The 14,498-nt window shown below is 59.1% G+C and carries 14 protein-coding genes; all 14 read right to left on the minus strand.

The window, feature by feature from the left end; translation table 11 throughout:
• Positions 1–3 precede the first annotated feature (3 nt).
• From ABEA02_RS08385 to ABEA02_RS08450, 14 genes are read right to left on the minus strand one after another with little or no spacing between them, the layout of a single operon-like run.
• Positions 4–1,044, minus strand: a complete 1,041-nt coding sequence (locus tag ABEA02_RS08385) for a glycosyltransferase family 10 domain-containing protein (RefSeq protein ID WP_345532445.1) — start codon at positions 1,042–1,044, stop codon at positions 4–6.
• A complete protein-coding gene (locus tag ABEA02_RS08390; RefSeq protein ID WP_345532446.1) occupies positions 1,041–2,063 on the minus strand; it encodes a CgeB family protein in 1,023 nt (340 codons plus the stop codon). Before ABEA02_RS08390 ends, ABEA02_RS08385 begins: the two co-directional genes overlap by 4 nt.
• On the minus strand, positions 2,063–3,499 hold the full coding sequence (locus ABEA02_RS08395; RefSeq protein WP_345532448.1) for a lipopolysaccharide biosynthesis protein: 1,437 nt from the start codon (positions 3,497–3,499) through the stop codon (positions 2,063–2,065). The genes ABEA02_RS08390 and ABEA02_RS08395 overlap by 1 nt, the downstream gene beginning before the upstream one ends.
• Before the next feature lie 4 nt (positions 3,500–3,503).
• Complete coding sequence (locus ABEA02_RS08400; protein ID WP_345532449.1) at positions 3,504–4,421, minus strand: glycosyltransferase family 2 protein; 918 nt, start codon at positions 4,419–4,421, stop codon at positions 3,504–3,506.
• The gene (locus ABEA02_RS08405) at positions 4,418–5,335 is read right to left on the minus strand and encodes a transketolase family protein (RefSeq protein ID WP_345532450.1); all 918 of its coding nucleotides are present in this window, start codon (positions 5,333–5,335) and stop codon (positions 4,418–4,420) included. The genes ABEA02_RS08400 and ABEA02_RS08405 overlap by 4 nt, the downstream gene beginning before the upstream one ends.
• Complete coding sequence (locus ABEA02_RS08410; RefSeq protein ID WP_345532451.1) at positions 5,332–6,162, minus strand: transketolase; 831 nt, start codon at positions 6,160–6,162, stop codon at positions 5,332–5,334. The genes ABEA02_RS08405 and ABEA02_RS08410 overlap by 4 nt, the downstream gene beginning before the upstream one ends.
• The gene (locus ABEA02_RS08415) at positions 6,135–7,181 is read right to left on the minus strand and encodes an NAD-dependent epimerase/dehydratase family protein (RefSeq protein WP_345532452.1); all 1,047 of its coding nucleotides are present in this window, start codon (positions 7,179–7,181) and stop codon (positions 6,135–6,137) included. The genes ABEA02_RS08410 and ABEA02_RS08415 overlap by 28 nt, the downstream gene beginning before the upstream one ends.
• A gap of 21 nt (positions 7,182–7,202) precedes the next feature.
• Positions 7,203–8,516 carry a lipopolysaccharide biosynthesis protein RfbH gene (gene rfbH / locus ABEA02_RS08420; RefSeq protein WP_345532453.1) on the minus strand — a complete coding sequence of 438 codons (1,314 nt, stop codon included), beginning with the start codon at positions 8,514–8,516 and terminating at the stop codon, positions 7,203–7,205.
• Positions 8,513–9,592 carry a CDP-glucose 4,6-dehydratase gene (gene rfbG, locus ABEA02_RS08425; RefSeq protein WP_345532454.1) on the minus strand — a complete coding sequence of 360 codons (1,080 nt, stop codon included), beginning with the start codon at positions 9,590–9,592 and terminating at the stop codon, positions 8,513–8,515. Before rfbG ends, rfbH begins: the two co-directional genes overlap by 4 nt.
• Positions 9,589–10,362 carry a glucose-1-phosphate cytidylyltransferase gene (gene rfbF, locus ABEA02_RS08430; RefSeq protein ID WP_345532455.1) on the minus strand — a complete coding sequence of 258 codons (774 nt, stop codon included), beginning with the start codon at positions 10,360–10,362 and terminating at the stop codon, positions 9,589–9,591. The genes rfbG and rfbF overlap by 4 nt, the downstream gene beginning before the upstream one ends.
• 11 nt (positions 10,363–10,373) lie before the next feature.
• A complete protein-coding gene (locus ABEA02_RS08435; protein ID WP_345532456.1) occupies positions 10,374–11,543 on the minus strand; it encodes a DegT/DnrJ/EryC1/StrS family aminotransferase in 1,170 nt (389 codons plus the stop codon).
• Positions 11,524–12,471, minus strand: coding sequence for a GDP-L-fucose synthase family protein (locus ABEA02_RS08440; protein WP_345532457.1), 948 nt, complete (start codon positions 12,469–12,471; stop codon positions 11,524–11,526). Before ABEA02_RS08440 ends, ABEA02_RS08435 begins: the two co-directional genes overlap by 20 nt.
• A 2-nt stretch (positions 12,472–12,473) precedes the next feature.
• Positions 12,474–13,607 carry a GDP-mannose 4,6-dehydratase gene (gene gmd / locus ABEA02_RS08445; RefSeq protein WP_345532458.1) on the minus strand — a complete coding sequence of 378 codons (1,134 nt, stop codon included), beginning with the start codon at positions 13,605–13,607 and terminating at the stop codon, positions 12,474–12,476.
• Between the two features lie 55 nt (positions 13,608–13,662).
• Positions 13,663–14,448, minus strand: a complete 786-nt coding sequence (locus tag ABEA02_RS08450; protein ID WP_345532459.1) for a glycosyltransferase family 2 protein — start codon at positions 14,446–14,448, stop codon at positions 13,663–13,665.
• Positions 14,449–14,498: the final 50 nt, after the last annotated feature.

Genomic DNA, 14,498 nt, shown 5'->3' on the forward strand with positions numbered 1-14,498 from the left:
CCGCTATCCGAAAGGCATTTCGCAGATGTTCATCAAAGCATCGAAATAGCGCCGCTTTCCGATGCCCCGCAGGAAAGCCCGACCTGCTTCGCGCATGTCCTGCCACTCCGTCGCGGGCATGGCGGACAGTCTTCGATGCAGCGCCCTGAAATCCGTACAGTGCCGCGCATCTACGAAGGTCTCCTGTGGCACAAGCTGTTCGATATCGGGAGCGCCGAGATAAATCGGCACCGTACCGGCATACAGGCAGTCGAACATCTTCTCCGTGAAATATCCGCGCATTGGGGTGTTCTCGAAGCAGATGCTGAAGCGATAGCGGCTGAGTACTTCAAGCTTGCTGTTACAACTGCCACGGAAAGATCGCCGGATTGCGCGGATATTCCACCAGTACGGCCACCATGCAGACTGCTTGGAAAACCAGCGCTCCCAACCACGGCCATAGAGATCAACCGCATCCACCGACGCCAACGCGCCGACGGCTTCGATACGCTTGCTGTAATACTCAGGCTTGCGGAACTTCGGATTATGGTTGCCGGAAATGATCACGAACCGATCGCTGCGCTCCGTTCGGGACCAGAAAGGCTCCTGCTCAACATCGTAGGGCTGCGGCCAGAACAATTGCCTGAGCTTCGCTGCATCGACGCCATCCAGGGAATAGAGATCCCCCACTGTGTTGTGAATATGGATTTGCTCGAAATCCTGCGACAAAGCAGGCAAGCGAGCGTACATGGCCGGCAAAACAAGCGGTGGCTCAAACAGTACAAACCCACGCAAACGCACGTCAGGCTGCCCACGCAATTCGCCATACCCATCAAGCATGCCGAAAGACCAGTAGTGATTCGTACGTGCTCGCACCGCACCGCTGCGCAGAGCGTCCGCAGTGTGCACCGGGACCCCACGCGCCGCCCAGTACTCACGCAAGCGAGCGAAGGGCAGCAGCGTGCCATCACGATTCAGGTGACGGTCGCTGGTATCGAACAGCTTGTCACCGAGAAAGCCAGCACTAGACGGCTCCAGGAAGATGGCGTGTTCTGCCAAGCTCATTCTGCAGCTCCCGGCAAAGCCTGCCCAGGCGTAAAGCCCATGGCGAGAAACACTTTCGCAAACCGCTGCGCATAGGTGTGCTCTCTCAGCGTGCGCTGCCATGCTCGGGTTGCCATGTCTTCGCGCAAGGCTTCATCGTCCAGGTAATAGCGCACCTTCTCGATCAAATCGTCCGGATCCAGGTACACCGCCATTTCTTCACCCAGAGCATAGCAGCGCTCGAGCCCATCCACGTAATAGGACAACTGGAAGGCGCGACAAGCATTGATCTCGAAATGCCGGGCCTTGATCTGCTCGACATTCTTTGGCGAACGCAAGGCATTGAGCACGCCACGCGGTGAGCGCAGCAGATAGCGCGCATCCCAGGAACTTGAGTTCGACAGGTTGAGGTTGATACGTGCCATGTTGAACTTCTTCACCATCGCAGCATGGTCGAGAATGCCGGCCGGCCAACCGCTGCCGGCAACCTCAACCTGGATGCCCGCTCGGCGCAAACGCTTGATGAGCCATTCACGCACCGGATGCCAGGCACCGACGAAAGCCACGTCGATACTCCTTTCAACCTCCAGCGGACGGTACAGAGCTTCGTTGACGCCAAAGGGCATATGCAGAATACCCGGGATGCCAAGACGTGCGTACTTGCGCCCACTTTCGAAATCGGACGAGGTGAAATGGTCGAAATGCGGCGCCCAGAAACGGGAGAAATCCTTGCGCCAAGTGTCGTCGTGGAAGAAACACAGGGTTTTCGTCAGCTTGCGCACGGCTGCCACGGTTTCCGGCACCAACTGGTCTGTGTAAAGCGAAAACACCGCGACATCCGGACGCAGATCTTCAGTCTGTTCCTGAAGCTTGCGATTCATCGCCTCTTTGCCGTGACGCTTGAGCTCTTCCATGTAATCGAAAAGCGTCACCTCGTGCCCCGCGTCGCGCAAGCTCTGGTAGAAATTGTAGTACTCGTAGGAATGGCCGCGCTCCGCCACGCCATAGTCGTACTGCATGCAGATCAGGAGGATTCTCATCAAGCTTCTCGCAACAATGGGCGAACGATTCGGTCGCGGAACAGCAAGGCACAAACTGCGCTCCAGACGACCGCCACGCATAACAGTCCAAGCAAATGTGGCAGCTGCGAACCGGCCGCAGCAAGTGTCGATCGCAGGACAGACATACCGGCCACCAGCAAGACCGAAAGAACAAGGCCAGACACCAGTCCCGCCACATCGAGCCGCATCCTGTCGGCACCAGCCCGTGCAAAGCAGTACAAGGCCACGATGATCAGCAAACCACCAGCCATCACAGCGAGCGGCGCAACCATCAGACCCTGCGCGGGTAGCAGGCAAACAATCAGCAGCGTACTGACAACGGCCCCGCCAAGGTTCGGCAGGATCAACCTGCGTGTGTTCATGTGCAAGTGCGAGTTGAGCGAAAAGATACCGATCATCATGCGCGCCCATTCAGCACAGGCCCCCAGCGCGACATAGCGGCTGGCCCCGACGTACTCCGGCCCAAGCATCACGGGTGTCAAATCGGGAGCTGCAGCCATGACAGCCGCCGCAGCCAGCGTTGCAGCTGGCACCAATGCCCGCGCATAGGCCGCCCAGGCCTGACCGCGCTCTGCCACATCGGCAGAATTTGCGCGTCGATAGAATAAAGGCTGCAAACGCGTCCCCAGAATCATCTCGACTGCAGCCAACACGGCGGCAGCGATTCCGTAGCCCGCCGCAAACAAACCGAGCTCCGCCAGCCCGCCTTCCTCAGCCAGCAGGAACCTGTAACCCTGCATGTGCACCCAATTGAACGCTACCGCCAATGCAACCGGCCAACAGAAATCGAACAGGCTGCTCAGCTGCACTGCGCGGGGCATGTCAGGCACTGCCGACTCAGGTCGCTTGAAGAATATGCGATAGGCAACGAGGCCGAAAACAGCCTGCGCCATGATGGCGCCAGCCAGCCAGCTCAAAGCAGAATGCAAGCCGCTGAAATGCCCCAGCGACCACGATGCGAGGAGGCCGCCAAACAATGTCAGCAATGTCAACGCCATGAAACCCCGCACGCGGCCAATCATGTTCAGCGACGGTATCAGTGTCTGATTGATCGTATTGAACAGTAAAGACGTTGATACGAGCAGGGCCATCGTCCATCCGCCAAGACCTGTGTCGAACCATCCGACCTCAGCCATACCCCATACAAACAGTCCCGAGCACAACGCCACTCCGGCCAGATACAAGCAGTAAAGATGAAAACGTCTGCGCATCACGCCTGCCTCTACCCACGCATGCAGACGCCTGTTGATGAACATGCCGACAGGATTGACCAGGAACAGCGCAAAGAACGAAGTCGTTGTCGTAACCAACGCCGCCACTCCAGCCTGTTGCGGAGGCAACAAGGTCGTCATGAGCTTGACGCTTACGAACATTATGAGGAACTGCAAAAGCCGTCCGACAACGATCAACAACATGGCATCAGCGTCCGCGGCGATTCATGTAACGCAAACAGATGTCAGGCCGCGTCAAGGCGAAGCGCAATCCGCCTAGCACGAGATAACGCTGAACGACCCTTTCTCGCCAGGGCGAGTTGCGGTTCATTGCAGTTCTGCGCACGCGCCACCAGCGCAACCAGTAGCGATAGCGATATTCGCGGACGATGGCAGAGTCCCGCCGGATACTCGTTGTGCTACACACGTAATGCAACAATTTTCGCACCTGTGGAATGGACTCGCGACCGCTGTCGTTGCCACCATGGATACGGTAGTGCATCAACACTTGCGGTAGCCAGCGCAATCGCCCGCGCTCCGCAAGCTTCATGAGAAACGAAACGTCGGCGTACTTGCCCCCGTGATCCGGATCAAGGCACAAACCCGCGAGTGTGGCGCGACGGTACATGTAACCGGGAAATGCCGCGACGCCAGAAGACTGGTGCTCGAGATATGCGCGCGCCAGGGCTTCAGCCCCCGCAATGTCGCGCACCGCGCTAACGCCACCCATTGTCGTAACGGCCGTCACACAGGAATTTTTCAGGATCGCGGCATTGCCAGCTACTGCCGCCACCCCAGGGTCTGCTTCCAGTGCCGCTGACAGCGTGCGTACGAATGTTGGGCACATCACATCGTCGTCATGAAAGAACACCACATGCTCAGCGGAGCTTTCCTCCATGACGCGTCGAAAGTGCTCAAGCGCCGGCAATGCCGGACGACGCCGAACATAGGTGAACTGTGGAAACTCGGCGCCCACCATCGCCTCGACTGCATCAGTTTCCGAGTTGTCGGAAATACAGACGGAAAAATCCCGTGTGTCCTGTGTGCAAATCGATCGCAAGGCATCGCGTAGAAAATCAGGACGATCGCGGGCGAGGATGATGATTTGAACGCCAGCCTGGATCATGCTGCAGCGACACCAAAAGCAGCAATGCGGCGCGCGACCGAAGCCGCGTCGAGCTCATGCTCACGCAAGAGGTAATCATAGGTTCCGCAATAGCGCGAAAAACGATCGTTGACCCCGATACGACATACGCGCACCGGCCGCGACAGGCCTGCCACCAGTTCGGCAATGACACTGCCCAACCCACCGTGCACGGAATGCTCTTCCATCACGATGAGCGACTCTGCCTCGGCGCAGATGGCCTCCAGCGCTCCGCGGTCGAGCGGTTTGATACTGGGCACGCTCCACACATCAGCCACCAAGCCGCCGTCGACGATATCCACTGCAGTACGCACCATGGAGCCCGTAGCCAGTACGGCAACACGCCCACTGCCACTCCTTACCTGCAGCAGTTCGCCCGCCGCAAAACTCACGGGACCTGTGTGTACATCTCCGCGATCAGACTTTCCGAGGCGGAGGTAGACCGGCCCCTTGCTTTCGAACGCCAGCTGCATCGCGGCCGTCACTTCATAGCGATCTGATGGCGACAACACAGTTAGACCGGGCAGGGCACGCGTACAGGCAATGTCTTCGGTCGACTGATGGCTCGTCCCAAGATGGCTATAGACAAAGCCGGCGCCATCGCCGACAAAAATTACCGGCAGGTCTTCGTAACAAACATCAATCTTGATCTGCTCGAGGACACGGAGCGGCACAAATGCCGCCAGACCATAGACGACCGGACGAAAGCCCGCCTTCGCAAGACCGGCTGCCACCCCCACCATGTTCTGCTCGGCAATGCCGCAATTGATGTATTGCGCTGGACAACGCTTGCGAAATGGATCGAACAGGGCGTAGCCATGATCACCCGTCAGCATCAGCACGCGTGAGTCAGTTTCCGCCGCAGCAACAATCGCATCCGAGAAAGCAGTCCTCATGCGGCACCTTCCAGTTCAGCCATTGCCGCAGCATAGGTGCCCGCATCAAGGCGCGTGTAATGCCAGCGGTTGTCGTTTTCCATGAACGAAACGCCCTTGCCCTTGACGGTATTCGCGACGATGACCTTGGGGCGCCCATTCTGCATAGCCTTCATCGATACAAGCGCTGCGTCGATCTGTCCTTCGTCGTGGCCATCCACTTTCGCTACATCGCAACCAAATGCCGCGAACTTGCCGCCGACGTCTCCGAGTGCGATGACTTCGTCGGTCGTCCCCATCGCCTGAAAGCCGTTCTTGTCCACCAATACGAACAGGTTGTCGAGCCGGAACTGTGCGGCAAACAGCATCGCCTCCCAGATCGTTCCTTCATTGATTTCGCCGTCGCCAACCACCGTATAGCAACGCTGATCAGTCTTGCCCAGCTTCGCGCCAAGCGCCAGACCCGCAGCCACGGAAAGGCCATGGCCAAGGGAGCCAGTGGTGGCTTCGATGCCGGGCACGTGAGCATCAGCCAAACCCTTGAGGCGCGTGCCGTCGCCGAAGTAACGCTGCATCTCCTCAGCACTCAGGCATCCGCTCTCGTGAAGGCAAGCGTATTGGGCCATTACGCCATGTCCCTTGCTAAGCACAAGATAGTCACGTCCAGTCGCACGCGGGTCGTGCCCGTCGAACCTCAGGTGCGAGCGATACAACACCGTCAACAATTCAACTATCGAGAACGCGCAACCGATATGCACGGTCGAACCAGCATAAGCCATGCGCAGCACGGTGCGGCGAACCTGCAGAGGATCGAAAGTAGTCATGACATTTCCTGCAGTCTGTTCCATTCAATCGTTTTTTTCAAAGCGGCGGAAAGCGGCGTCCATTCAGCGAGACCCAGTTCGTTTTGCGCCTTGCCTGTCGCCGGAACATAGCGTTGCGCAGGCTGCTGCAAGTCAGCCACTTGCGCGATGCTCACTGGCAGGCTGCAATCCGCCGCTTCCATCACGCATTGAGCCAGTTGCGCGATGGACACTGCATGCTCTGAACCGAGGTTGTAGGCTTGCCCGCCACGGCCGGAAGCAAGAATGCGGATCAAACCCGCGCAGGCATCCGCTGCGTAAAGATAGGAACGAAGGGAGCGGCCATCCCCCTGAATCGCAATGGATTCGCCACGTATGGCATCACGGACGAAGTTGCCCGCAGCAAAGTGACCATCAAGCGGCATGTTGGGGCCCACCAGCGCAAAGATGCGCGCAACAGTGACCCGGAAGTCCGGTCGAGCGTTCGCAAAAGCGAACCATTCTGCAGCGCGCTTTCCTTCACCATAGGCGGAACGCAGGTTCCTGACATCGGGTGCGCCGACATACTCTTCGGGAATTCGTTCAAGGTCTGCCGGCTGGGCTCCATATACGGCACCGCTGGAAGTGAGCAGGAAATTTGACGCCCCCGCCTGCGCAGCGAACTGCACGACACGTCGCGTACCCTGCACAATGGATTCGAATAAAGTCAGGTGATCCGCTGCACATCCGACATCAGCCACGTCGGTTGCTGCGTGTATGCAAAGATCAAAACGGCCAGCTGGCCAGGCAAAATTCTGCACATCCCCCTCGAGCAGGGTGAAGGCAGAAGAAGTAAATATGTGGGGGGCCTGTTTGTGCGCTCGCGACGGATCACGACTTAGCACCACGGCCGTCATGTCACAGTTGAACTTGCGGTTTGCGTGCAGGATGCTTTCCAGCAACCATGATCCGATGAAGCCGGTACCACCTGTGATGAACCAACGCGCGCCACGATTGCGCCGCCAGAAATCCGGGGTTAATGACAACACCAGATCAAGGTCATCCTGTGGCAACGGCGCACGCATGTCTGGCCTGTCCTCGCGTGCCTAGAAATTGACGCCAAGGAAAGTCTCCACCTTCTCGGCAACGAACGCGAGCATCTCTTCGGTCAAACCCGGGTAAATGCCCACCCAGAAGGTGCTGTTCATGACGATGTCGGTGTTGATCAGGTCACCCGACACGCGATAGTTACGGCCCATCATGTAGGGCTGACGCGTCAGGTTGCCCGCGAACAGCAAACGGGTGCCGATTTTGTACTGATCCAGATAGGTCAGAAAATCGACGCGATTGCAGTTCGCCTCGGGCTTGATAGTGATCGGGAAGCCGAACCACGACGGGTCGGAAGCAGGAGTTGCCTCAGGCAGGATCAGGAACTCTTCGCAGCTCTTGAGGCGATTCTTAAGCCAGGCAAAGTTCTGCCGGCGCGCTTCGACGAAACCCTGAGCACGATCAAGCTGCGCCAGACCGCATGCCGCTTGCATGTCGGTGATCTTGAGGTTGTAGCCGAGGTGCGAGTAGGTGTACTTGTGATCGTAACCCTCGGGCAAGGTGCCCAGCTTCCAGCAGAAACGCTTGCCGCAGGTATTGTCCTTGCCCGGCGCGCAGTAACAGTCGCGACCCCAGTCACGGAAGGACTCGGCGATCTGCTTGAGTTCGTAGTTGTTCGTGAACACTGCGCCACCTTCACCCATGGTGATGTGGTGCGCGGGGTAAAAGCTCAGCGTGGCGATGTCGCCGAAAGTCCCGACAAGCTGGCCTTTGTAGGTCGAACCCAACGCATCACAGCAATCTTCAACCAGCCACAGCTTGTACTTCTTGCAGAGCGCCGTGATGACATCGAGGTTGTAGGGATTACCCAGCGTATGGGCCAGCATGATGGCCTTGGTCTTCGGCGTGATGGCAGCCTCGATCTTGCTGGCATCGATGTTGTAAGTACCCAGTTCTACATCGACGAATACCGGCACAGCACCGAACTGGATGATGGGATTTACTGTGGTCGGGAAGCCCGCTGCCACACCGATAACCTCGTCGCCCTGCTTGATGGCACGCTCGCCCAGACGCGGCGAGGTCAGGGTCGAAAACGCAACGAGATTCGCGGATGAACCCGAGTTCACGGTGATCAGGTGCTTGACCCCGAGGAAGGCTGCGAGTCGTTTCTCGAACTCGTCGTTGAAGCGTCCGGTCGTCAGCCAGCCGTCCAGCGAGGCCTCGACCATAAGCTCCATCTCACGCGCACCGATCACTTTGCCCGCAGGCGGCACAACGGTAGCGCCCGGCTCGAAGGGGCGAGGACGAGTGGCCTGTTCACCATATTGTCTGACCAGCTCGATAATCTGCTGGCGGAGTTGTTCCTGACTCATGAAGGTTCTTTCGTACTGCACTGCTGATAAGCGTTGATCTGGGCGAGCGTCATGCTGCGCATGTCCTCGCCAGCGAGCGCGGCCTTGTGCCAAGCCACGATGTTGTCGATTGCCTGCGCCAGCGTCCAGCGCGGCGTCCAGCCAAGCTGGCTGCGCGCTTTGGCGCAATCGAGCTTGAGCACACCGGCCTCATGCGGTTGCGGCGCGCCCTCCTGTTCCCACGCAGCACCATGGCCCCAGGCCGCCACGAGGCGCTCGACGATCCAGCCTACTCTCTGCGCATCGTCTTCACGCGGGCCAAAATTCCATGCTGACGCAAACTCCTCACCATCCGTCACCAGACGCTCGGCCAGCGCGAGGTAACCCGACAAGGGTTCCAGCACATGCTGCCAAGGACGTATCGCATGCGGATTGCGGATCCGCAGTGGGCGTCCAGCGGCGACCGCACGCATCATGTCGGGAATCAAACGGTCAGCCGCCCAATCACCACCTCCAATTACATTCCCCGCACGTGCAGTCGCAACAGCCAGAGCACGGCCGCTACCGACGCCGAAGTACGAACTGCGGTAGGCCGCCGTCACGATCTCCGCGCAAGCCTTGCTGCTGCTATAAGGATCATGCCCACCCAACGCCTCGTTCTCGCGATAACCCCACACCCATTCGCGGTTGTCATAGCATTTGTCCGTCGTCACATTGAGCACGGCGCGCACCGAAGGCGTCTGGCGAATGGCCTCGAACAGGTTCACGACGCCCATCACATTGGTCGCGTAAGTCTCCACCGGATTGGCGTAGGAGTAACGCACCAGCGGCTGCGCCGCCATATGCAGAACGATCTCCGGCGCCGCTTCGCGCATCGCGCGTGTCAGCGCCTCGGCGTCACGCACATCGCTGATCACCGAACGCATGCCTCGCGACACTTCTGCCAGTTCAAACAGGCTGGGCGTGGTCGGTGCAGGCAGGGCATACCCCGTGACGTCCGCACCAAGCTGCTGCAGCCACAAGGACAACCAGCTACCCTTGAAACCCGTGTGCCCCGTCAGGAAGACGCGGCGACCGCGCCAGAAGTCTGCGTTCACTTCCACACCTTCCAGGGCGCCCTTTCGGCCGCCCACATGTCTTCAAGCAGGTTCTTATCACGCTGGGTATCCATGGGTTGCCAAAAGCCCTTGTGCTCGAACGCGGCAAGACTGCCCTCGGCCGCGAGGCGTTCCAGCGGCTCACGCTCCCACACCGTGGCGTCACTCTCAAGATACTCGAGCACCAGGGGCGACAAGACAAAAAAACCGCCGTTGATCATGGCGCCGTCACCCTGAGGCTTTTCCTTGAAACTCGCCACTTTCCCGTCATGCAGATCGAGCGCACCAAAGCGCCCGGGCGGTATGGTCGCCGTCAGCGTTGCCTTGACACCCGCCGCCTTGTGGAAGGCGATGGAAGCTGTGATATCCACATCACTAACACCATCGCCGTAAGTAAAGCAGAACGCCTCTTCGTCGCGCACATAGGGCGCCACACGCTTCAGTCGGCCACCAGTCATGGTCTTCTCACCGGTGTCGACGAGGGTGACTTTCCAAGGTTCCGCGTAGCGCTCGTGCACCTGCATCGAATTATTCTGCATATCGAAGGTAACATCCGAGGTATGCAGGAAGTAGTTGGCGAAGTACTCCTTGATCACGTAACCCTTGTAGCCACAGCAGATCACGAAGTCATGGATGCCATGCGCAGAATAGATCTTCATGATGTGCCAGAGGATCGGCTTGCCGCCAATCTCCACCATGGGCTTGGGCTTGAGGGCAGTTTCTTCGCTGATACGTGTCCCGAAGCCGCCCGCCAGGATGACTGCTTTCATGTCCCTGCTCCTCAGCAAGCCTTACGCAATGCCGATTGCAACGTGGCAAGACAATCATCCAGCGCAAAGTGGTGATTGCCGATGAACAAGCCGCGCTTGTCGATCTCGTCAGCAGCTGTCAGCGTGCCGCTGATGGTGTAGCTCATCCACTTGAGCACTTCGTTCTTGGCGAAGTTGCCCGCCACGATGGGGCGCACGTCAATGCGGTGTTCATTGAAGATGGCGACGAGCCGCTCACGACTGATCGGTGCGTCAGGCTCAAGCACCATGCTGAAGCCAAACCAGCTGCTTTCACCAATTTCGCGCTGCACGCGCAGCCACGGGAACTCGCGCATCAAAGCGACGTAACGCTCACCATTGGCGCGACGCTCGCGAATCATGCCGGGCAGCTTCTTCACCTGCTGCAAACCGATGGCACCCGACAATTCGAGCGGGCGGAAGTTGTAGCCCGGCAACACGAAGCGGAAAGACTCTTCGAAGGCGTTATCGCTCTTGGTGCCGCAGACGAGATTTTCTTTCGGCAGGTTGCGCGTCCAGCCGTGCGCACGCAAACACAGCATGAGCTGGTAAAGCTCTTCGTCGTCAGTGACGATCATGCCGCCTTCCATCGTCGAGATGTGGTGGCTGAAGAAGGCGCTGTAGCTGCCCATGATGCCAAAGGTGCCAGCCTGACGGCCTTCGAAGGTGGCTCCCATCGACTCGCAGTTGTCTTCCATCAGCACGATGTCGCGCGTGCCCACAATCTGGCGGATGCGCGCGAAATCGTTCGGATTGCCGAGCAGATTCACTGCCATGATGGCGCGCGTGTCGTCGGTGATGGCGGCTGCCAGGGCATCGAGATTGAAATTGAGCGTATGCGGATCGATGTCAACGAAACGCAGCTTGAGGCCGTACTGGTAAAGCGGGTAGTAGGTCGTACTCCAAGACACCGCCGGCACGATTACCTCGGCGCCCGGCAGCAGGGGCTTATCCTTGCGATAGCGCAGGGCGGCGACCATCAGTACGTTGGCCGAGGAGCCCGAGTTGCACATCACGCAGAACTTCGAACCCGCGAACTCGGCAAAGGCCTTCTCGAAGTCCGCCACATGGCGACCCATCGTGAACATGCCCGACTCGATCACGGCCTGCATGGCCGCGATCTCCTCGTGATCCCAGCTCGTACTAGCCAGCGGATACGACATCTGCAACTCCAATAGAAAGATAGTGTTCATAGGTCAGGCGCAGGCCTTCAACGAGGCCGGTTTCAGCCTGCCAGCCCCAGTCACGCGCGCGGCTCACGTCGGTCAGCTTGCGCGCCATACCGACCGGCTTGCTGGTGTCGTGCACGAAGCGACCGGTAAAACCGATCACCTCGGCAGCCGCCCGGTAGTACTCATTGACCGAGTAATCCTTACCCAACCCGATATTGAGGTAGTCCGGCAGGCTGTCGAAATGCACAACGGCGTGCAGGATCGCATCGGCCAGATCGCGTGCATGCATGAACTCGCGGCGCGCCGTGCCATCCCCCCAGATTTCGACATCGGCCTGACCATTCTTCACAGCACAGTGCAGCTTGTGGATCACGGCCGGGACAAGGTGCGAACGCGCCGGATCGAACTTGTCATAGGCCCCGTAGAGATTGCAGGGAATCAGGGTCTTGTACTGACAGGCCGGCGTCTCGCGGCGCACGTAGTCGCACAGACGCGCCACGGCAATCTTGGCGATTGCGTAGCCCTCGTTGGTAGGCTCCAGTTCGCCGGTCAGCACATCTTCTTCACGCAGTGCTTCCTGGCGGTTGCGCGGATACATGCAGGAGCTGCCGAGATTGATGAGGCGCGGCACACCCATCTCGCGCGCAGCCGTCACCAGATTGCGGCCCATGTCCCAATTGGCCGTCAGGAACTGAACGGGCTCACGCATATTGGCCTGGATGCCACCAACATGACCCGCGGCGTGTACGATGAGGTCGGGCTGGATTTCAGCCAGCATGGCTCGCGTCTGTACTGCATCCAGCAGGTTCAATTGGCTGCTGCGCGGAGCTACGATGCTGACACCGCGCTCACGTGCCAGATCGAGCAGATTGCGACCCACCATGCCAGAGCCGCCGGTGAGCAGGATCTTGCCGGTCATGCTCACTTGGCCTCCAGGTCGGGGCGATAAACCTTGAACCCGCGGCCCAGGGACTCCTTCTCGCGGCGCGCCAGTTCAAGGTCAGCCAATACCATTTCGGATACCAGTTCAGCAAACGAGGTTCGCGGCACCCAGCCTAGTTGAGTGCGCGCTTTGGTGGCATCACCCAGCAGGGTCTCTACTTCAGCAGGGCGGAAGTAACGCGGATCGACACGCACGATAACCTGCCCAGGCTTCAGCAACGCAGCGGCTGAATCCGCTGCGACAGACTTCACCGTACCGATTTCGTCGACGCCAGTGCCGCTCCACGACATTTCTATGCCCAACTCGGCCGCCGAAATATTCACAAATTCCCGCACGCTGTGCTGCTCGCCAGTGGCGATCACATAGTCCTCGGGTTTGTCCTGCTGCAACATCATCCATTGCATCTCGACATAGTCACGCGCATGGCCCCAATCACGCAGGGAGTCCATGTTGCCCAGGTAGAGACAATCCTGCAGCCCCAATGCGATATGCGCCATAGCGCGCGTGATTTTGCGCGTCACGAAGGTCTCGCCGCGAATCGGAGACTCGTGGTTGAACAGGATGCCGTTACAGGCGTAGATCCCGTACGCCTCTCGGTAATTGACCGTGATCCAGTAAGCGTAGAGCTTGGCAACCGCGTAGGGGCTGCGCGGATAGAACGGCGTGGTTTCCTTCTGCGGCGTCTCCTGCACCAAGCCGTATAGCTCTGAAGTGGAGGCCTGATAGAAGCGCGTCTTCTTCTCCAGCCCGAGGATACGGATTGCTTCGAGGATACGTAGCGTGCCGATGCCATCCGAGTTGGCCGTGTACTCAGGCTCTTCGAAGGACACCGCAACATGGCTTTGCGCCGCGAGGTTGTAGATCTCGTCGGGCTGCACCAGCGCGATGATGCGCAACAAGCTGCTCGAATCAGTCAGGTCACCATGGTGCAGGGTGAAGTCCTTGCCCTCGGTGTGCGGGTCATGAAACAGGTGATCGATACGATCCGTGTTCAGCAACGAGGTGCGGCGCTTGATGCCGTGCACGGCATAACCCTTCTTCAGCAACAGTTCCGCGAGGTAGGCGCCGTCCTGGCCCGTTACGCCGGTAATGAGTGCAACTTTCTGATTCATATGCAGAGTGTCTCTGGTAAGCGCGACGACCTCCAGGCCGCCGCGGGGCAGTATTTTATCTGTTCGACACATCGCCCCGTCGCGCCAGCTCTAAGTGCTTGGCGTACTTGGCAAAGCTGTTGAAGCAACCGATCATGATGTGCACGAGCCCGGGCAAGCCATCCCGCCAGCCACCTCGCAGCACATAGAACTTGAAGAACCGGAACGCCGGGCTCAGCAGCAGCTTGCTCAGCGACACTTCGACTCCTTCGGCAAGCATCGCCTGCGCCCCCAACGTGGTGTAGCGATTCTGCTTGGCAAGGTAGCTCTCGATGCTCTCTTCCGAATGGTGCAGCAGGTCGCCCGTGAGCTGTCCCACGACATCCAGTGTGATCACTTTCTCGTGTACGGCATCGTCGGACCAGCGCGCATGCTTGCGATTAAACAGCCGCAAAGACAGATCCGGATAGCCTTCGCCGTGCTTGAGGTAGCGCCCCATGAAGCGATTGCAGCGCGGGAATTCATAGGCCTTGTAGGCCGGCGCGCGCAATTCGGCAAGCAGGTTTTCGCGTAGCTTGTCCGACACGATCTCGTCGGAATCGACACACAGCACCCAGTCGTGGCTGGCCTGGTCAATGGCAAACTGCTTTTGAGGGCCGAAGCCGCGCCAGCTCTCGACGAGCACGCGGGCTCCCATCGACTCGGCCAGCTCGCGCGTGCCATCCGTGCTGCCCGAATCGACCACCACGATCTCGCTGCAGAACTGCAGGGATTCGAGGGTCGCACGCAGGCTGTCCACGCAATTGAGCGTGATGAGCACGGCGGACAGAGGCGTCTGGCGGGTGGTGGGTTGGTCGACCATCGATGGGCTATGGCAGGCAGCGCAGAGAGCGGGGCGGGAGGCGCGTTGCC

It is taken from the genome of Viridibacterium curvum, assembly GCF_039544165.1.
Taxonomy (GTDB): Bacteria; Pseudomonadota; Gammaproteobacteria; order Burkholderiales; family Rhodocyclaceae; genus Viridibacterium; species Viridibacterium curvum.